20 protein-coding genes, 1 tRNA gene and 2 pseudogenes are annotated in these 15,912 nt (G+C 57.2%); 15 read left to right on the top strand and 8 right to left on the bottom strand.

The window, feature by feature from the left end:
* Positions 1-5 precede the first annotated feature (5 nt).
* Complete coding sequence (locus tag ACA056_RS18815; RefSeq protein WP_497266842.1) at positions 6-1,289, bottom strand: NAD(P)/FAD-dependent oxidoreductase; 1,284 nt, start codon at positions 1,287-1,289, stop codon at positions 6-8.
* A 182-nt stretch (positions 1,290-1,471) separates the two neighbouring features.
* Between ACA056_RS18815 and ACA056_RS18810 the strand changes: the two genes are divergently transcribed.
* Positions 1,472-1,548: transfer RNA gene (locus ACA056_RS18810), tRNA-Val, on the top strand.
* Between the two features lie 139 nt (positions 1,549-1,687).
* On the opposite strand, the gene ACA056_RS18805 is transcribed toward ACA056_RS18810, so the two are convergent.
* Positions 1,688-1,867 carry a tyrosine-type recombinase/integrase gene (locus tag ACA056_RS18805; RefSeq protein WP_497266840.1) on the bottom strand — a complete coding sequence of 60 codons (180 nt, stop codon included), beginning with the start codon at positions 1,865-1,867 and terminating at the stop codon, positions 1,688-1,690.
* A 183-nt stretch (positions 1,868-2,050) separates the two neighbouring features.
* On the opposite strand from ACA056_RS18805, the gene ACA056_RS18800 reads away from it, so the two are divergent.
* On the top strand, positions 2,051-2,344 hold the full coding sequence (locus tag ACA056_RS18800) for a hypothetical protein (protein WP_497266838.1): 294 nt from the start codon (positions 2,051-2,053) through the stop codon (positions 2,342-2,344).
* A 775-nt stretch (positions 2,345-3,119) separates the two neighbouring features.
* Positions 3,120-3,314 carry a hypothetical protein gene (locus ACA056_RS18795; RefSeq protein WP_008145630.1) on the top strand — a complete coding sequence of 65 codons (195 nt, stop codon included), beginning with the start codon at positions 3,120-3,122 and terminating at the stop codon, positions 3,312-3,314.
* A 114-nt stretch (positions 3,315-3,428) separates the two neighbouring features.
* On the opposite strand, the gene ACA056_RS18790 is transcribed toward ACA056_RS18795, so the two are convergent.
* Complete coding sequence (locus tag ACA056_RS18790; protein WP_497266836.1) at positions 3,429-4,136, bottom strand: alpha/beta fold hydrolase; 708 nt, start codon at positions 4,134-4,136, stop codon at positions 3,429-3,431.
* Positions 4,137-4,146: 10 nt separating this feature from the next.
* On the opposite strand from ACA056_RS18790, the pseudogene ACA056_RS18785 reads away from it, so the two are divergent.
* Positions 4,147-4,245 (top strand): annotated as a pseudogene (locus ACA056_RS18785) (DUF6124 family protein); the annotation flags it as partial.
* Positions 4,246-4,436: 191 nt separating this feature from the next.
* Here the strand turns inward: ACA056_RS18785 and ACA056_RS18780 are convergent.
* The gene (locus tag ACA056_RS18780; protein ID WP_497266834.1) at positions 4,437-4,649 is read right to left on the bottom strand and encodes a hypothetical protein; all 213 of its coding nucleotides are present in this window, start codon (positions 4,647-4,649) and stop codon (positions 4,437-4,439) included.
* A gap of 172 nt (positions 4,650-4,821) precedes the next feature.
* Between ACA056_RS18780 and ACA056_RS18775 the strand changes: the two genes are divergently transcribed.
* Positions 4,822-5,277 (top strand): DUF2214 family protein, encoded by a 456-nt coding sequence (locus ACA056_RS18775; protein WP_497266832.1) that lies wholly within the window; start codon positions 4,822-4,824, stop codon positions 5,275-5,277.
* Positions 5,278-5,457: 180 nt separating this feature from the next.
* Here the strand turns inward: ACA056_RS18775 and csrA are convergent, their stop codons facing one another.
* Positions 5,458-5,652 carry a carbon storage regulator CsrA gene (gene csrA, locus ACA056_RS18770; RefSeq protein WP_007938114.1) on the bottom strand — a complete coding sequence of 65 codons (195 nt, stop codon included), beginning with the start codon at positions 5,650-5,652 and terminating at the stop codon, positions 5,458-5,460.
* A 250-nt stretch (positions 5,653-5,902) separates the two neighbouring features.
* On the opposite strand from csrA, the gene ACA056_RS18765 reads away from it, so the two are divergent.
* From ACA056_RS18765 to ACA056_RS18755, 3 genes and pseudogenes are all read left to right on the top strand, one after another.
* Positions 5,903-6,268 (top strand): SPOR domain-containing protein, encoded by a 366-nt coding sequence (locus tag ACA056_RS18765; protein WP_497266830.1) that lies wholly within the window; start codon positions 5,903-5,905, stop codon positions 6,266-6,268.
* A 34-nt stretch (positions 6,269-6,302) separates the two neighbouring features.
* Positions 6,303-6,510 (top strand): annotated as a pseudogene (locus ACA056_RS18760) (siderophore-interacting protein); the annotation flags it as partial.
* A 22-nt stretch (positions 6,511-6,532) separates the two neighbouring features.
* Positions 6,533-6,628, top strand: coding sequence for a hypothetical protein (locus ACA056_RS18755; protein ID WP_497266828.1), 96 nt, complete (start codon positions 6,533-6,535; stop codon positions 6,626-6,628).
* A gap of 56 nt (positions 6,629-6,684) precedes the next feature.
* Here ACA056_RS18755 and ACA056_RS18750 read toward each other — a convergent pair whose 3' ends face one another.
* The 3 genes from ACA056_RS18750 to ACA056_RS18740 form a co-directional block, all read right to left on the bottom strand.
* A complete protein-coding gene (locus tag ACA056_RS18750; RefSeq protein WP_223432095.1) occupies positions 6,685-7,374 on the bottom strand; it encodes an endonuclease in 690 nt (229 codons plus the stop codon).
* A gap of 4 nt (positions 7,375-7,378) precedes the next feature.
* Positions 7,379-7,669 carry a DUF1654 domain-containing protein gene (locus ACA056_RS18745; RefSeq protein WP_095128572.1) on the bottom strand — a complete coding sequence of 97 codons (291 nt, stop codon included), beginning with the start codon at positions 7,667-7,669 and terminating at the stop codon, positions 7,379-7,381.
* 170 nt (positions 7,670-7,839) lie between these two features.
* A complete protein-coding gene (locus ACA056_RS18740) occupies positions 7,840-8,928 on the bottom strand; it encodes an asparaginase (protein ID WP_046047713.1) in 1,089 nt (362 codons plus the stop codon).
* Positions 8,929-9,277: 349 nt separating this feature from the next.
* Here ACA056_RS18740 and ACA056_RS18735 point away from each other — a divergent pair, with 349 nt between their 5' ends.
* The 7 genes from ACA056_RS18735 (at position 9,278) to rbsD (ending at position 15,874) form a co-directional block, all read left to right on the top strand.
* On the top strand, positions 9,278-9,739 hold the full coding sequence (locus ACA056_RS18735; protein WP_497266825.1) for a hypothetical protein: 462 nt from the start codon (positions 9,278-9,280) through the stop codon (positions 9,737-9,739).
* Positions 9,740-9,934: 195 nt separating this feature from the next.
* Positions 9,935-10,891: a sugar ABC transporter substrate-binding protein gene (locus ACA056_RS18730; RefSeq protein WP_497266823.1), complete on the top strand. Its 957-nt coding sequence runs from the start codon at positions 9,935-9,937 to the stop codon at positions 10,889-10,891.
* Positions 10,892-10,947: 56 nt separating this feature from the next.
* On the top strand, positions 10,948-12,501 hold the full coding sequence (locus ACA056_RS18725) for a sugar ABC transporter ATP-binding protein (protein ID WP_497266821.1): 1,554 nt from the start codon (positions 10,948-10,950) through the stop codon (positions 12,499-12,501).
* Complete coding sequence (locus ACA056_RS18720; RefSeq protein ID WP_008145645.1) at positions 12,498-13,475, top strand: ABC transporter permease; 978 nt, start codon at positions 12,498-12,500, stop codon at positions 13,473-13,475. Before ACA056_RS18725 ends, ACA056_RS18720 begins: the two co-directional genes overlap by 4 nt.
* Positions 13,476-13,478: 3 nt before the next feature.
* Positions 13,479-14,498 (top strand): LacI family DNA-binding transcriptional regulator, encoded by a 1,020-nt coding sequence (locus ACA056_RS18715; protein ID WP_497266819.1) that lies wholly within the window; start codon positions 13,479-13,481, stop codon positions 14,496-14,498.
* Positions 14,499-14,555: 57 nt separating this feature from the next.
* On the top strand, positions 14,556-15,473 hold the full coding sequence (gene rbsK / locus ACA056_RS18710; protein WP_497266817.1) for a ribokinase: 918 nt from the start codon (positions 14,556-14,558) through the stop codon (positions 15,471-15,473).
* Entirely contained in the window at positions 15,470-15,874 is a 405-nt protein-coding gene (gene rbsD, locus ACA056_RS18705) for a D-ribose pyranase (RefSeq protein ID WP_497266815.1), read from the top strand. The genes rbsK and rbsD overlap by 4 nt, the downstream gene beginning before the upstream one ends.
* Positions 15,875-15,912 lie beyond the last annotated feature (38 nt).

Raw genomic sequence — 15,912 nt, 5'->3', positions numbered from 1 at the left:
ATCGGTCAGAAGCCGAATTTGTCTCGTAGTCCGTAATACCAGGCGCCCAACGCAGCAAACGGTGTGCGCAGCAGTTGTCCGCCGGGGAACGGGTAGTGGGGCAGGTCGGCAAACGCGTCGAAACGCTCAGCCTGGCCACGCAACGCTTCGGCTAACACCTTGCCCGCCAGGTGCGTGTATGTCACGCCGTGGCCGCTGCAACCCTGGGAATAGTAGATGTTGTCGCCCAGGCGTCCGACTTGAGGAAGTCGCGACAAGGTCAGCAGGAAATTGCCGGTCCAGGCGTAATCGATCTTTACGTCCTTGAGCTGCGGAAAGGCCTTGAGCATCTTCGGCCGAATAATCGCCTCGATGTTCGCCGGATCCCGCGCGCCATACACCACGCCACCGCCGAAGACCAGGCGCTTGTCGCCGGTCAAACGGTAGTAGTCGAGCAGGTAGTTGCAGTCCTCGACACAGTAATCCTGCGGCAACAGGCTCTTGGCCAATGCGTCGCCCAAGGGTTCAGTGGTGATCACCTGAGTCCCGCAGGGCATCGATTTGGCGGCCAGTTCCGGCACCAGATTGCCCAGATACGCATTGCCCGCAACGATGATGAACTTGGCCCTGACCTTGCCCTGAGGCGTATGCACCACCGGATTCGCGCCGCGCTCGATGCGCACCGCCGGCGATTGCTCATAAATAGTGCCGCCCAGCGACTCGACAGCTGCCGCTTCGCCCAACACCAGGTTCAGCGGATGAATGTGCCCGCCGCTCATGTCGAGCATGCCGCCGATGTATTGATCGCAAGCGACCACTTCACGGATGCGACGCTGATCCATCAGTTCAAGCTGCGTATGACCGAAACGCTCCCACAGACGCTTCTGGGATTCCAGATGGTCCATCTGCTTGGCGGTAATGGCGGCGAATACGCCACCGTCCTTCAAGTCGCACTGGATATTATATTTGGCAACCCGCTCACGAATGATCCGGCCACCTTCGAACGCCATCTGCCCCAGCAACTGAGCCTGCTTTGGACCGACACTGCGCTCGATCACATCGATGTCGCGGCTATAACTGTTAACGATCTGGCCGCCGTTACGCCCCGACGCACCAAAACCTACCTTCGCCGCTTCAAGCACCGTTACCCGGAAACCGTTTTCCAGCAGAAACAGGGCAGAGGACAGACCGGTGTAACCGGCACCGATCACACAGACATCAGTCTCTACGTCATCCTGCAACGCCGGACGCGGTGGAACCGCATTGGCCGATGCCGCGTAATAGGACTCTGGGTAAGGTGTGTTCGCCATCCTGCAGCCTCTGTTTAATATATTTTACGAGTGCGCCGATCCTACCTGAGTTAAAAAACCGCCGCCAGCCACCGGAAAATCTTCTTCGCAGCAGCGAAATTAAATATTTTGCATATTCATAGGGTTAGCTCGAAAAAGGTGTTGACACCCCTCGGGAATTCCGTAGAATGCCGCCTCACAGCAGGCACGTAGCTCAGTTGGTTAGAGCACCACCTTGACATGGTGGGGGTCGTTGGTTCGAGTCCAATCGCGCCTACCAAACAAAATCCGCTCTGCTGGGCGGTCTAGAAGGGCTCACCGAAAGGTGGGCCCTTTTTTGTTGTCTGGTGTTTGGGCAAACTTTGGGAATATTTTGGGCAAACAACCACCGCGCTACACCTTCAGGTCGGCTTTGACCTTTATGTAAACCACCGCGTCATCGCCGTGCCTGCCTGGTAGTGCTCGGTCATCCTCACCTCTGCGTGACCCATCAAGCCTTGGATGTGTTCCTGCTCGAAACCCTGCTGCTCGTACAGCCAGGCGCCGAGTGTGCGGATATCGTGAAAGGTGGGGCGCTCACCGGCGGGCACATCTTTCATATGCCTTCGAATCATCCCGCGCCTGGGCGAATGACTTGGTCAGATAGTCGGCCGTGACTGCGTTCCAGTGCAGCTTGGCGTCGAGCTGGGTCCGCTTGCGCGCCTTCGGTGAGTAGTGGATCAGGTAGCCCACCGCCTATCGTGACCGTATGCGGTGGCGTGATTCGTTGAAGTGGGGTATTTGTGTTCGACCCGGCATGGAGCCGGATCAAGGAGATCGAAATGGTGTTAGTGGATAGGCCGTACCCAGTTGTCTATGAGCATCGAGGCGTTAAAGCGAAGATTGATTTCGAATGGGATAGCGACAGTGATTCTGTGCCAACAGGACTTAGAATCGCGGTAGAGAACAAAGAATGCCGGGTTGAAGCAATTCGTGAAAATGCCAAGTACAACAGCTTCAATGAGGCGTTAGCCCGCGGTAAAGCATTGGCGAGGCTAGACATCGATTTGACTCTTGGGCCTGATCTTTCGGCTTGAAACAGTATTCAGCGCAATAGGTGAGGGCGGGGCAGGCCAGTACAGACCTGCGTACATCCGGTCGAGGTCGTGTCGCTTCTCGCGGGGTGCTGCATTCTTGAGAGCAGCTTTGTAGCTGGCCTTGGCTTCTTTCTGGGTTGTGCACCACTTACCGCTGGCGCGGCTGGTGCTGAATCTGAATTTCCGATCCTTGCCCCACCAACTGCTCCCGCTGAACTCCAGCTTCGGTTTCTCGATGCCCAGCCGCGAGCGAAGCCGTTGTTTGCCTTGCGCTTGCTCATAGCGCCTCTGTGATCCGCCGCAGCGCGATGCGTTCTGCACGGGTACTGGTGCCTCCTTGCCGATCAGCACGTTGTTAATTCAGGCTTTGGATTTGGCTTGCCGTATCTGACCAGTGAATCATTGAGCTGCCTCACGGTCATATCGCTGCCCTTTGCATTTAGGACGTTCAAATGAAGCGTGCAGTAATAATGTTCATGGCCATTTCAGGCTCTCTCCTGTTGGGAGGCTGTGGGCCTCACTGGGGCGACGGAGAAAGGTACGGTCGAGATCGTGATCGAGGTCATGATTACCGTCGTGGATACGACCGAGGTTATGACGATGATCGAGGGTCTGACCGCAGATATGATCGTCGTGAAAATGATCAGAGGTATGAACGCAATCACGGTCGTGATCGTGACGACAGAGACGACTGAATGCGTTTGTCTTCAGCGGCACGGATTGCCAGTGATTCAGGCGTAAGATAGCGGTGCTACCTCATCAAAAGGAGCCGCATATGATCGCCAACCAAATGAACAAGCCGGTATCTGAGGACAGAGCTGTTTGGGATCAATACTTCTGCGCTGCGTTGATTGCGGAAAGCAATCTGACGGCACCGGTTGTAGGAGGGGCTACTCATGAAGACAGGCAGAACCTGTTGATTGAAAGGGCCAAAGCTCTCGCCGACAAGATGATGGAAAACAGAAAATAACCAGAGCCCAGCCATCGCGCTGGGCTCTTCACATCTGGATCTCGGCAGCGGTGCAGCGCTTGCTGCCAGGCGGGGCAGGGTGCGTGGGTTTGATCGCCGTTAGCATCGAGAACCTCAAGTGCCTTCCAGCGTTTTCAAAAATTCTCGGATGTGTCCGGCCGCCTCTTCAGGCGCAACCTGAACTAGGCAGTGCGGTGCTTCGATTTCAATGATTCGTGTATCACGGTTCATTGAAGAGACAAGCGCGGACGCTGTCCCCGGAACCACCGAATCATGCGTAGCGCGAAGGTAAATAGTCGGTACGCTGACCTGGGCGAGCTTGGCGGATACGTCAACGGCGAGAACCGATCGTAGTCGTGAACGCATTACCGAAGGGCTCACTTGAGTGATGGCCTGACGTAGCGCTGCGCGCAAGGCGCTCGTGGAAAACCGGCCGAGTAATACTTTGCTGATCCATCCGACAGGTGCAAGGCTGAACGGCAGTGCGCCTAGCAAAAAACTCAAGTGACTGAATATCGGTCTTGGGTTGCGTGCGAATGTGCTGCACAGTACGAGTCCCACCTGTTGGGGGAGTTGCCGGGCGCTCAGAGAAATAGCGATCGGTCCCGAGAAGGATTCACCCAGCAGCACGAATGGGCGGTCGGTTGGCAGCGACTCTCGGACCAGCGACTCCAGCGCTGTGTAGCTCAGCGGAATATTGGGAGGATAGGTGATGATTAGCGTATCGAATTCGCACTCCATGATGGATGCAAAGACTGCGAACAATTCACCTGTCCCGTCCATTCCAGGAAGCAGGACCAGTGTGGGAGTTGACCGATTCATGTCTTCCGTCCTTGCCTGCGAATCGTTGGCGTCGGCCAGCGTTATGATCAGTGTTATCGCCGGCCTACTGGAAGGCCCGTAGCGCAAGACGATGCTGGTGCTGCAATAGGTGATCATGATGGGTGAGTTAGCGGTCAATCGCGTACTGGATAACCACAAGCCTGGGTAGTCGCCAGGCACTGTAACGAGGGGATTGCCCCCTCGTTACAAATGTTGCATGAAGAGCATGAATCACTGCTGGCGTGGTTCATCTCAACAACGTCAGACCTGCGTGGTAGGTCCAACCCACTAAAACCAATCTTACCTGGCGTTCAACTTCTTCAGTTCTTCATAAGTCGCCGACTGTACAAACCAGAAGCCGGAGATGATGCACCACGTCATGGTGCCGGTAATGAAAACGCCTGCCCCGGACCAGAAGCCCTGAACGAAGATCATGACCACTGCGGCGATCCAGATAACGGCCAGTGCGACGTACAGAACTACGTTGTTTACACCAATTACGAACTCTTTCACGTCTATTCCCTTTTGAGTGATTGTCCTCTGACTCCTTACGCAAGGGCCAGTGGGCGGCATGATAGGGGGATAGGTGGCTGTTCGCCAGTCATGTCACGGCCTGCAGGCAGATTTCCAGATTTTGGACTACTACTGACAAGCCCATTTCCTTATCCCTGTCAGGAGCATCCCTATGCTGTCTCACTGGTTTCTTGCGGCGATCCACCTCTTGGCTGTTGCCTTGGGCCTCTGGGCGGTGCTCACCCGAGGGACGGCGTTAAGCCGCCTGGCCGTCGGTACGGCGCAGGTTCGCAGCGTGCTGGTTGCCGATAACGTATGGGGCATCTGTGCGGGTATTTTGCTGATCACAGGTTTGATGCGGGCCTTCGGTGGGTACGAAAAAGGCACCGACTATTACCTTCATCAGCCGTTGTTCCATCTGAAGATGACGCTGTTCGTGATCATTCTGCTGCTTGAAGTGGCACCAATGATCACCTTGATCAAGTGGCGGATCGCCTTGGGCAGGGGCGCTTCGATTGACCAGGGCCGAGCCAGGCTGTTTGCACGCATCAGCCATATCGAAGCGCTGTTGCTGATGTTGATGGTGATTGCGGCCACCGGCATGGCACGCGGTGTGACCTTCGGCTAATAACGGCGTGATTCGTCGGGGTTAAAGCGAATAATCTGACAGTCACGGCGCAGCCGAAGCCGGTAGCATCGGCTTCACGTAATGGGGTGAGGAGGCGAGTGCTCAGCACGATGCCAAGCATGAATCTTTAGCCAGCCATTGCGCTGTAACGAACGGGCTGGCTACTGACTGCAACAGGATTCAGGGGGTCTGCGGTTTGTCTGGAGCGGTGAGGCCAGCCTGAATGCGCTGATAAATTTCTTCGCGATGAACTGCAACGTCTTTCGGGGCATTGATGCCAATTCTGACTTGCTGGCCGCTAACGCCCAGAATGGTGATCGTAATGTCATCACCAATATTTATGCTTTCACCGACTTTGCGGGTGAGTATCAGCATGGTCTTCTCCTTGATTGCTTTGTAGGGCACCTGATTCGGACAGTGCAGAGGTCGGTGGTATGTATAGATTAGTGCGAAGTCTCACGGTTTGGGTGCCTCTTTCTGACGCGCAGATGCTGCATTAATTCCCAAGGCGTAACTATACAGAGGCCGTAACCATCATTCTCGTTGTTTTGAGCCCATTTTGCGGCACTCGGGAAGTATTCATGAATGCTAAAATCGCCGCTTTAAGCATTCTGAGGGAAGCGTTGTGCGCAAAATGGTCTTGGTAATCGCGGTATTGGCGCTGACGGGATGCGGTGAGGGCAAGAGTGTTGACGCGCAAAAGCCGCAACCGGCAGCTGCGACTGCACCTTCGACGGCATCCGCGCCACAATGGGATCTCGAAGTTCGAGGCGAAACACCTCAGGCAGTCAGCGATTTGAGCGGCTGGCTGATTGAGCACAGTTTCGTTTCCAATATCGTCAAGGAAAATGGAAAGACCCGGATTCTGCTCGGGCCATTCAGCTCCAAAACCGACGCTGAGGCCAAACAGACAGAAGTGCGTGCGGCGCTCACCCGAGCGAAGAAACAGAACATCGAATTGCTGGTCGTCGAACATCCGGTGACCCAGTAGCAGTCCTTTTCCAGGCTGCTTTCGACGGAACGCCGTTACCGAAATGGCGACCTGGGCACCCGACCAGCGCGTGAAGCTGTTCTTTCCAGCTGTGGACGGCCAAGCTCTCTCATGGCGATGGCTGGTACGCACGTTACCGCTCAATACCGGTTGCCCAGCGCCCGGCGGTGCGCACTTACACCATCCGACATTTGCGTGCCGAGCAGGGCGAAGTGGATATCGACTTCGTGGTGCATGGCGATCGCCGGGGAAACGGTTGCAGTGATGAGTCTGCGCAAATACTTGATCAAGGAATGCGGCCTTGCCAAGGAGTCACTCAACCAGATGGGCTACTGGCGGTACAACAAAGTGGGCGGGTAGAAACGAACAAAGGCCTCGGGTGTTAAACCCGAGGCCTTTGTGTTTTTAGCGAGCGCTTAACCGCAGACTTTCATGTCGACCGGGCCGACAAACTCGTTGCCACGGCCCATGACGCACGCTACGCTTTGGTTACGCTGTCGTTCCCAGGCCTCTACCGGATAGGTTTTGTTCCAGGCTTCGTAGAGCTGTCGATCCTGTTTCGACAGACGCAAACCATATTGCTTGCTCATGTAGAAATACGTTCGAGCGATCATTCCGCGTATGGACGGGCGGGGCATGACCTTCTTCGCCTTGAAGTCGACCTGGGTCAGGCACGAGCCATATTGGCCCGACTGCACCGGCAACCAGCCGAAACTGAAGTTGCTGCGATCACCATTCACCTCACCAATGCTTGGCACCAGGTTGTGCAGGTCGGCTTCGGCCTTCTGGTAGGTCGGATCGTAACGCGTGCAGTTCTTGCGCCCACCTTCTTGCCAGCACTGACGCTGATGGCCGATCTGCCAGGCCGGAACAATGTGCTCCCACTCTATGCGGGAAGCGCGCTTGGCGTTTTTGCGCGGTACATAACCGCAGGCTGCGAGGTTGACCTTGTTGCCGGTGTATTTGCACCCGCAATAGAACTCTGTGGATTGCGGTGCGTAGAGCTTCCACGCAACTTTCTTGGCTTCGTTGAAAGTGCGTGGGGCGCCAGCCTGGGCGCCGAGGGTGATGAACAAAAACAGCAAAGCAAACCAGCGGACACTCATCGACTCAATCTTCCTTCGGCACAACCCAAAAAATCTGCACGCCGCCATCGTCGCGATAGGCGAGGGTGACGTTGTCGTTCTCGTCGATTTCTTCCAGCAATTGTTCCCACTCATCCACGGGTTCGTCCGGTAGACGGAAGATCAAGGCTGCTTTGGCTTTTTGGGCGGTGGGGGAATTGATGATTTTTTGAACGCGCATACCCATGCGTTCATAGGAGTCAGGAGAGGCAGAGGTGGTGGCCACGGAATTATCCTTATTAAGCTGTACGTGCATACAGTATTTAACTGTAAGCATTTTCGCAACTGCTTAAAATTCAAGAAAATCCTCTGACAGCATTTTTTTCCGTTTGATGTAGGACGAATGGAAAATTTTTATCGAAATATCGGAAGGGGGTGTGAGCCACTCGCCTGGGTTGGCGAGTGGTGAAAGCAGTGCCCGACCGGAACCGGTCGGGCGAGGGCGAATCAGTATTCCCAGAACATCCGTTGCAGCTCTTTGCTGTCGTTGGTCTTGGTCAGTGCGACCATGGCCAGGATGCGGGCCTTTTGCGGGTTCAGGTCATGCGCCACAACCCAGTCGTACTTGTCGTCTGGCTGTTCAGCGTTACGCAGTACGAAACCGCCGGCGTTGACGTGGGACGAACGAATGATTTGCACGCCGTCCTTGCGCAGGGCTTGCAGCGATGGGACTACACGGGACGAGACTGAGCCATTGCCGGTACCGGCGTGAATGATGGCTTTGGCGCCAGACTGAGCCAACGCTTTGTAGGCGGTATCGCTGACATTGCCGTAGGAATAGGCGATTTCTACGTCAGGCAGGCTCTTGATGGTTTTGATGTCGAATTCCGAGTCCATGGTGTGACGCTTGGCCGGCAGACGGAACCAGTAGGATTTACCTTCGACCACCATGCCGAGTGGACCCCAGGCACTTTTAAACGCCTCGGTCTTGATGTTGATCATTTTGCTTACATCGCGACCCGACTGGATTTCATCGTTCATGGTCACCAGTACGCCTTTGCCGCGTGCCTCTTTACTGCTGGCCACGGCCACTGCGTTGTACAGGTTCAGCATGCCATCGGCCGACATAGCGGTGCCGGGGCGCATGGAGCCGACAACGATGATTGGCTTGTCGGTTTTTTCCACCAGGTTCAGGAAGTAGGCGGTTTCTTCCAGGGTGTCGGTGCCGTGGGTGATAACGATGCCGTCGACGTCTTTGCTGTCGGCCAGTTCAGCCACGCGACGACCCAGTTGCAGCAGGTTGTCGTTGGTGATGCTTTCGGATGCGATCTGCATGACCTGTTCGCCACGAACGTTAGCCAGCTGGCTGAGTTCCGGAACCCCGGCGATCAATTGTTCGATGCCGACTTTTGCCGCTTGATAGGTCGCGCTATTGGCGGCGCTGGCGCCCGCGCCGGCAATGGTGCCGCCGGTGGCCAGGATCACCACGTTCGCCAGTTTCTGTTGGGTTTCGACTTCCTTTGCCTGAAGGGCAGTAGGCAGGAGTAGCAAGAGGGCCAAAGCGCCCGGAACGAAGGTCTTGAAAGCAGATGTCATTATTTTTCTCTCTAGTAGTGAGACGGTGCTGATGCAGGTTCATCTAGATGCGCCCCAAGCGGATCTGAACGCTTGGGGTGAATGAGTTGAGCAGGATCTGTACCAGTCGTACTTTGAATGAGAAAAAATTTTAACTTGATGATTTATATAAGTATTTGTTTGATTTCCTAGAATGGTTACACAGTCTGTTGTCCGGGTTTCCGAACGCGTTGAGCGTTTGCGTTCGGCTCTCCGAAAAGTACTACGACCTCTGTAGAACCAATCGCCTTGCGAGATTGCGAATCAGTGCTAAAGAACTTGGCGCTTCGGTCGATGCTCTTTCAAAGGATCTTTCTACTCAGGAGTTCACATGTCGTTTTCCATTGGTATCCCAAATGCCGCAGGCGTCACCATTGGTGGAAAGTCCGCCGCTACGATCCAAGCGTTGAACGACGCCACCGCAGAGGCTGCCGATACGGCGCTGGGCACGAAAGAGGGCGACGGCAACCAAGTCAAGACTGGCCCTTTGGGGTTGGATAAAAGCGCGGGCGCGCAGACCGAAACCCCAGACGAGAGCAGCCAGAGTGTGGCAGTGAAAGTCCTGCTCAAACGCATGCAAGAGCTACAACAGCAACTGCGCGAGCAACAGCAACAATTAGCCGCAGCTCAGGCGGCGTCTTATCCGACACCGGAAGCCAAGGCCACTGTGGTCATGGCAATTCAAGGACAGATCGCCGACACCAATGGTGCCTTGCTGGGAGTGTCCGCCGCCCTGGTCAAGGAAATGGCCAAGGGCTCCAGTACCGGATCGGTAGTCAACATGACGGCATGACGTGAATGCCCGGCTTTTGCCAGCCAGTTCAAAAAATGGTCGTTTCTGATCGTTGACAAATGTCGGCGGGGTTCGCATAGTTCGGTCTCCGCAAACGTTTGCGCGGCGCTTCCGGTGGTTATCCATCAATGAGCGCAATGAAGCCTACGCCAGCGCAAGCGTTGCTCACAATAATCATAAGATCGGAGTGAACCCATGAAGCTGCCATTCGCTGGACGTCTTCTCGCTGTCGCTATGCTGGCTGCCGCATCCGTCGCGTTACCTGTCTCTTCGGCCTTCGCCGAGACTCCTGAAAAACCCAAAGTCGCGCTGGTCATGAAATCCCTGGCCAATGAATTCTTCCTGACCATGGAAGACGGCGCCAAGGCCTATCAGAAAGACCACTCCGGCGATTTCGAGCTGATCTCCAACGGCATCAAAGACGAAACCGACACGGCTGGCCAGACACGCATCGTCGAGCAAATGATTCTGGCCAAGGTCAATGCGCTGGTCATCGCGCCGGCTGACTCCAAGGCCATGGTTCCTGTGATCAAGAAAGCCATCGATGCCGGTATCACCGTGATCAACATCGACAACCAGCTGGACCCGGCTGTGGTCAAAAGCAAAAACATCACCGTACCCTTCGTAGGCCCGGATAACCGCAAAGGCGCGCGTCTGGTGGGCGAGTACCTGGCCAAGCAACTGAAGGCCGGAGACGAAGTCGGCATCATCGAAGGCGTTTCAACCACCACCAACGCACAGCAAAGAACCGCAGGCTTCAAGGATGCGATGGAAGCGGCGCAGATCAAGGTCGTCTCTTTGCAGTCCGGTGACTGGGAAATCGACAAAGGCAACAAGGTTGCTGCCTCGATCCTCAGCGAATACCCGCAAGTCAAAGCGCTGCTGGCCGGCAACGACAGCATGGCCGTCGGCGCAGTATCCGCCGTGCGCGCAGCGGGCAAGGCCGGTAAGGTGCAAGTGGTCGGTTACGACAACATCAACGCCATCAAGCCAATGCTCAAGGATGGTCGCGTTCTGGCCACCGCTGACCAGTTTGCAGCCAGGCAAGCCGTGTTTGGCATCGAGACTGCGCTGAAGATCATCAAGGGTGAGAAAGTCGACAGCGGCACCAATGGCGTGATCGAAACTCCGGTAGAGCTGGTCACCAAGTAGTCCTTCTGGCGACACAACGGTGCTCGCCCGTCGGGGCGAGCGCATGGAGAGTTTTTATGTCAGTTTCCGCCCCGAACGCTGTCCTCTCGGTCAGCGGTATCGGTAAGACCTACGCCCAACCGGTCTTGACCGGCATCGACCTGACGCTGATGCGCGGTGAAGTGCTGGCACTGACCGGCGAAAACGGCGCGGGAAAAAGCACGCTGTCGAAGATCATCGGCGGGCTGGTCACACCGACCACCGGCCACATGCAATTCCAGGGGCAGGATTACCGCCCCGCAAGCCGCACTCAGGCCGAAGACCTCGGCATCCGCATGGTGATGCAAGAGCTCAATCTGTTGCCGACCCTGTCGGTGGCGGAAAACCTGTTTCTCGACAACCTGCCCAGCAAGGGCGGCTGGATCAGTCGCAGGCAATTGCGTAAGGCAGCGATCGAAGCCATGGCCCAAGTCGGCCTCGACGCGATTGACCCGGACACGCTGGTGGGCGAATTGGGCATCGGTCACCAGCAAATGGTGGAGATCGCCCGCAACCTGATCGGCGATTGCCACGTGCTGATCCTCGACGAACCGACCGCGATGTTGACGAATCGTGAAGTCGAGATGCTGTTCGAGCAGATCACTCGTCTGCAAGCTCGCGGTGTGTCGATCATCTATATCTCGCACCGTCTCGAAGAATTGGCGCGGGTCGCCCAGCGTATTGCGGTACTGCGCGATGGCAACCTGGTTTGCGTCGAGCCGATGGCCAATTACAACAGCGAGCAACTGGTGACGTTGATGGTCGGTCGCGAACTCGGCGAACATATCGACATGGGCCCGCGCAAGATCGGCGCTCCGGCCATGACGGTCAAAGGGCTGACCCGTTCCGACAAGGTTCGCGATGTGTCCTTCGAAGTGCGCGCCGGCGAGATCTACGGGATTTCCGGCTTGATCGGAGCAGGGCGCACTGAGTTGCTGCGCTTGATCTTCGGTGCTGATATAGCGGACAGCGGCACGGTTGCACTCGGTTCGCCAGCACAGGTTGTCAGTATCCGGTCGCCGGCTGACGCGGTCGGTCATGGCATCGCCCTGATCACTGAAGACCGCAAGGGCGAAGGCTTGCTGCTGACCCAATCGATCAGCGCGAATATTGCCTTGGGCAATATGCCGGTGATTTCCAGTGGTGGCTTCGTCAACAATGGTGACGAGATGGCGCTGGCCCAGCGTCAGATCGACGCCATGCGCATCCGCAGCTCCAGCCCGACGCAACTTGTGTCGGAACTGTCCGGCGGCAACCAGCAGAAAGTCGTGATCGGCCGGTGGCTTGAGCGTGATTGCTCGGTGATGCTGTTTGACGAGCCAACGCGTGGCATCGACGTCGGTGCCAAGTTTGACATTTATGCCTTGCTCGGTGAGCTGACCCGTCAAGGCAAAGCGCTCGTGGTGGTGTCCAGCGACCTGCGTGAACTGATGTTGATCTGCGACCGCATCGGTGTGCTCTCGGCGGGACGTCTGATCGACACCTTTGAGCGTGACAGCTGGACCCAGGATGATTTGCTTGCCGCCGCGTTCGCCGGCTACCAAAAACGTGATGCGTTGCTCAACGAAGCAGCGCCTAGGGATCTCGCATGAATACTGCAGTGACTGCCGGCAAACGTAGTGGCAACTTTTACGGCCTTGGTACCTATCTGGGACTGGCCGGTGCCTTGCTGGCAATGGTTGCGCTGTTCTCGGTTCTGAGCAGCCATTTCCTGTCCTATGACACCTTCAGCACCCTGGCCAACCAGATTCCGGACTTGATGGTGCTGGCGGTCGGCATGACGTTCGTGTTGATCATCGGCGGTATCGACCTGTCAGTGGGCTCGGTGCTCGCGCTTGCGGCGTCAACGGTCAGCGTGGCCATTCTCGGTTGGGGCTGGAGCGTGCTGCCTGCGGCGCTGCTCGGAATGGCGGCGGCGGCACTGGCCGGGACCATAACCGGTTCGATCACTGTTGCCTGGCGGATTCCGTCATTCATCGTGTCCCTCGGCGTGCTGGAAATGGCCCGCGGTGTGGCGTATCAGATGACCGGATCGCGCACGGCCTACATCGGTGATGCCTTCGCCTGGCTGTCCAACCCGATCGCCTTCGGCATCTCGCCGTCGTTCATCATTGCCTTGCTGATCATCTTCATTGCCCAGGCCGTGCTGACGCGTACCGTGTTCGGTCGTTACCTGATCGGCATCGGCACCAACGAAGAGGCGGTGCGTCTGGCAGGGATCAATCCGAAGCCCTACAAGATCCTGGTATTCAGTCTGATGGGGCTGCTGGCCGGTATTGCTGCGCTGTTCCAGATTTCCCGTCTGGAAGCGGCGGATCCGAATGCCGGCTCCGGGCTGGAGCTGCAAGTGATCGCCGCGGTCGTGATCGGTGGCACCAGTTTGATGGGTGGCCGCGGTTCGGTCATCAGTACGTTCTTCGGGGTTCTGATCATTTCCGTATTGGCGGCCGGTCTCGCGCAGATCGGCGCAACTGAACCCACCAAACGCATCATCACCGGCGCGGTGATCGTGGTGGCGGTGGTGCTTGATACTTATCGCAGTCAGCGCGCAAGCCGGCGGACCTGAGTCATGGCAACAATCAAGGATGTGGCAGCGCTTGCGGGAATTTCCTACACCACGGTTTCCCACGTAGTAAACAAGACCCGGCCGGTGAGCGAAGAGGTGCGGGTCAAGGTTGAGGCAGCAATCAAAACTCTCGACTACGTGCCCAGTGCCGTGGCCCGGTCTCTCAAAGCCAAAACCACGGCGACCATCGGTCTTCTGGTGCCCAACAGCCTCAACCCGTACTTCGCCGAACTGGCGCGCGGCATCGAGGATTACTGCGAGCGTAATGGCTACTGCGTGATTCTCTGTAACTCCGATGACAACCCGGACAAGCAACGCAGCTACCTGCGCGTGTTGCTCGAAAAGCGCATCGACGGGCTGATCGTCGCTTCGGCTGGCGGTGACGCGGGGCTGGCGGAGGGCCTTGCAGGCGTGCGTACGCCGATGGTGATCGTCGACCGTGGACTGGAAGGTGTGAATGCCGACATGGTGCGGATCGATCACGAATACGGCGCCTATCTGGCGACCCGCCACCTTCTGGAATTGGGGCACCGGGACATCGCCACCATTGGCGGCCCGGCGAGTACCAGCGTGGCGCAGATGCGTCTGGCCGGTTATTGCCGTGCCCTGAAAGAGGCGGGTGTCGAAGTATCCCGCGAGCGCATGCTGGAAAGCGATTTCACCAGCACCGGTGGTTACAACGCCGCCGCGATGCTGCTGGAAAAGAACCCGCCGAGCGCGATCTTCGCCGGTAACGACATGATTGGCATCGGTGTGCTGCGAGCGGCGGCCGAGCGCAACATTCGTGTACCGACAGAGCTGTCGGTGATCGGCTTCGACGATATTCAGATGAGCCGCTATGTGTACCCGGCGCTGACCACCGTGGGGCAGTCGATCCTGCAACTCGGCGAGATGGCGGCCGAAGTGCTTTTAAGAAGAATCGCCACACCGGATATGGCCACCGATCAACGGATCGTGACGCCCAGTATTGTCCTGCGGGAGTCGACTGCGCCGCTGGCCGGCGTGTTCGCCCAGTTCCGTTGAAATAGAACGCCGCTGAATCGAAAGCACCGCTGAAACAGAATTGATGAGTAGTGACGTATGCCAGCAAAAGTAGTGGTTATAGGCAGCCTGAACATGGACCTGGTCACCCGGGCACCACGGCTGCCCCGTGGCGGTGAAACGCTGATCGGCGAGTCGTTTGCCACGGTTTCCGGTGGCAAGGGCGCGAATCAGGCGGTCGCAGCGGCGAGGCTGGGGGCGCAGGTGTCGATGGTCGGTTGCGTGGGTAGCGATGCCTACGGCGAAGAACTGCGCGGGGCGCTGTTGGCCGAGCAGATCGATTGCCAGGCAGTCAGCACCGTCGACGATTCCAGCGGCGTTGCGTTGATCGTGGTCGATGACAACAGCCAGAACGCAATCGTGATCGTTGCCGGTGCCAACGGTGCGCTGACGCCAGCGGTGATCGACCGCTTCGACGCAGTATTACAAACCGCAGACGTGATCATCTGTCAGCTGGAAATCCCGGATGCCACTGTCGGTCATGCGCTAAAGCGCGGCCGTGAGTTGGGTAAGACCGTGATCCTCAACCCGGCGCCGGCCAGCCGCCCACTGCCGGCGGACTGGTACGCATCCATCGATTATCTGATTCCCAACGAAAGCGAGGCCTCGGCGCTGAGTGGTTTGCCAGTGGATTCTCTGGCATCTGCCGAAACCGCTGCGACCCGGTTGATCGCCATGGGCGCCGGCAAGGTCATCATCACTCTCGGAGCTCAAGGTTCGCTGTTTGCCAACGGCAAAGGCTTCGAGCACTTCCCTGCGCCGAAGGTGAAAGCTGTCGATACCACGGCGGCTGGCGACACCTTCGTCGGTGGTTTCGCCGCCGCACTGGCGGCCGGCAAAAGCGAAGCCGAAGCGATCCGTTTCGGCCAGGTCGCCGCGGCGCTGTCGGTGACCCGCGCTGGTGCGCAACCCTCGATTCCCACCTTGTCCGACGTACAGGCCTTTAAAGCACCATGAAAAAGACACCTTTGCTCAACGTCGCGCTGTCGCGGCTGATCGCGTCCCTGGGTCATGGCGACATCGTGGTAATCGGCGATGCAGGTTTGCCGGTGCCACCAGGCGTTGAACTGATAGACCTGGCCCTGACCCACGGTATCCCGGACTTCGTCAGCACGTTGAAGGTTGTGCTCAGCGAAATGCAGGTCGAGAGCCATGTATTGGCTCGGGAGATCCTGGACAAAAAGCCTTCGGCATTGGTGACGCTCGATGAGCTGAATGCCGAAGGTGCGCTGGGTCGGCGTGAGCTGCTCAGTCATGACCAATTCAAAGTTCTCAGCCGACAGGCACGGGCGATTGTTCGTACAGGCGAATGTCAGCCGTACTGCAACATCGTGCTGGTGGCGGGGGTTACGTTCTAACTCGCTGTTGTCTTCCTGTTGTCCCACGCACAAGGAGT

Source organism: Pseudomonas sp. LBUM1666 (assembly GCF_059695775.1).
This window is presented reverse-complemented; position numbering and strand designations above follow the sequence as displayed.

Excerpts from the sequence above, each read along its gene's own strand:
- ACA056_RS18815 (WP_497266842.1), bottom strand. The coding sequence starts at position 1,289 with ATGGCGAACACACCTTACCCAGAGTCCTATTACGCGGCATCGGCCAAT.
- ACA056_RS18805 (WP_497266840.1), bottom strand. The coding sequence starts at position 1,867 with ATGAAAGATGTGCCCGCCGGTGAGCGCCCCACCTTTCACGATATCCGC.
- ACA056_RS18795 (WP_008145630.1), top strand. The coding sequence starts at position 3,120 with ATGATCGCCAACCAAATGAACAAGCCGGTATCTGAGGACAGAGCTGTT.
- ACA056_RS18790 (WP_497266836.1), bottom strand. The coding sequence starts at position 4,136 with ATGAATCGGTCAACTCCCACACTGGTCCTGCTTCCTGGAATGGACGGG.
- ACA056_RS18775 (WP_497266832.1), top strand. The coding sequence starts at position 4,822 with ATGCTGTCTCACTGGTTTCTTGCGGCGATCCACCTCTTGGCTGTTGCC.
- csrA (WP_007938114.1), bottom strand. The coding sequence starts at position 5,652 with ATGCTGATACTCACCCGCAAAGTCGGTGAAAGCATAAATATTGGTGAT.
- ACA056_RS18755 (WP_497266828.1), top strand. The coding sequence starts at position 6,533 with ATGAGTCTGCGCAAATACTTGATCAAGGAATGCGGCCTTGCCAAGGAG.
- ACA056_RS18750 (WP_223432095.1), bottom strand. The coding sequence starts at position 7,374 with ATGAGTGTCCGCTGGTTTGCTTTGCTGTTTTTGTTCATCACCCTCGGC.
- ACA056_RS18745 (WP_095128572.1), bottom strand. The coding sequence starts at position 7,669 with ATGCTTACAGTTAAATACTGTATGCACGTACAGCTTAATAAGGATAAT.
- ACA056_RS18740 (WP_046047713.1), bottom strand. The coding sequence starts at position 8,928 with ATGACATCTGCTTTCAAGACCTTCGTTCCGGGCGCTTTGGCCCTCTTG.
- ACA056_RS18735 (WP_497266825.1), top strand. The coding sequence starts at position 9,278 with ATGTCGTTTTCCATTGGTATCCCAAATGCCGCAGGCGTCACCATTGGT.
- ACA056_RS18730 (WP_497266823.1), top strand. The coding sequence starts at position 9,935 with ATGAAGCTGCCATTCGCTGGACGTCTTCTCGCTGTCGCTATGCTGGCT.
- ACA056_RS18725 (WP_497266821.1), top strand. The coding sequence starts at position 10,948 with ATGTCAGTTTCCGCCCCGAACGCTGTCCTCTCGGTCAGCGGTATCGGT.
- ACA056_RS18720 (WP_008145645.1), top strand. The coding sequence starts at position 12,498 with ATGAATACTGCAGTGACTGCCGGCAAACGTAGTGGCAACTTTTACGGC.
- ACA056_RS18715 (WP_497266819.1), top strand. The coding sequence starts at position 13,479 with ATGGCAACAATCAAGGATGTGGCAGCGCTTGCGGGAATTTCCTACACC.
- rbsK (WP_497266817.1), top strand. The coding sequence starts at position 14,556 with ATGCCAGCAAAAGTAGTGGTTATAGGCAGCCTGAACATGGACCTGGTC.
- rbsD (WP_497266815.1), top strand. The coding sequence starts at position 15,470 with ATGAAAAAGACACCTTTGCTCAACGTCGCGCTGTCGCGGCTGATCGCG.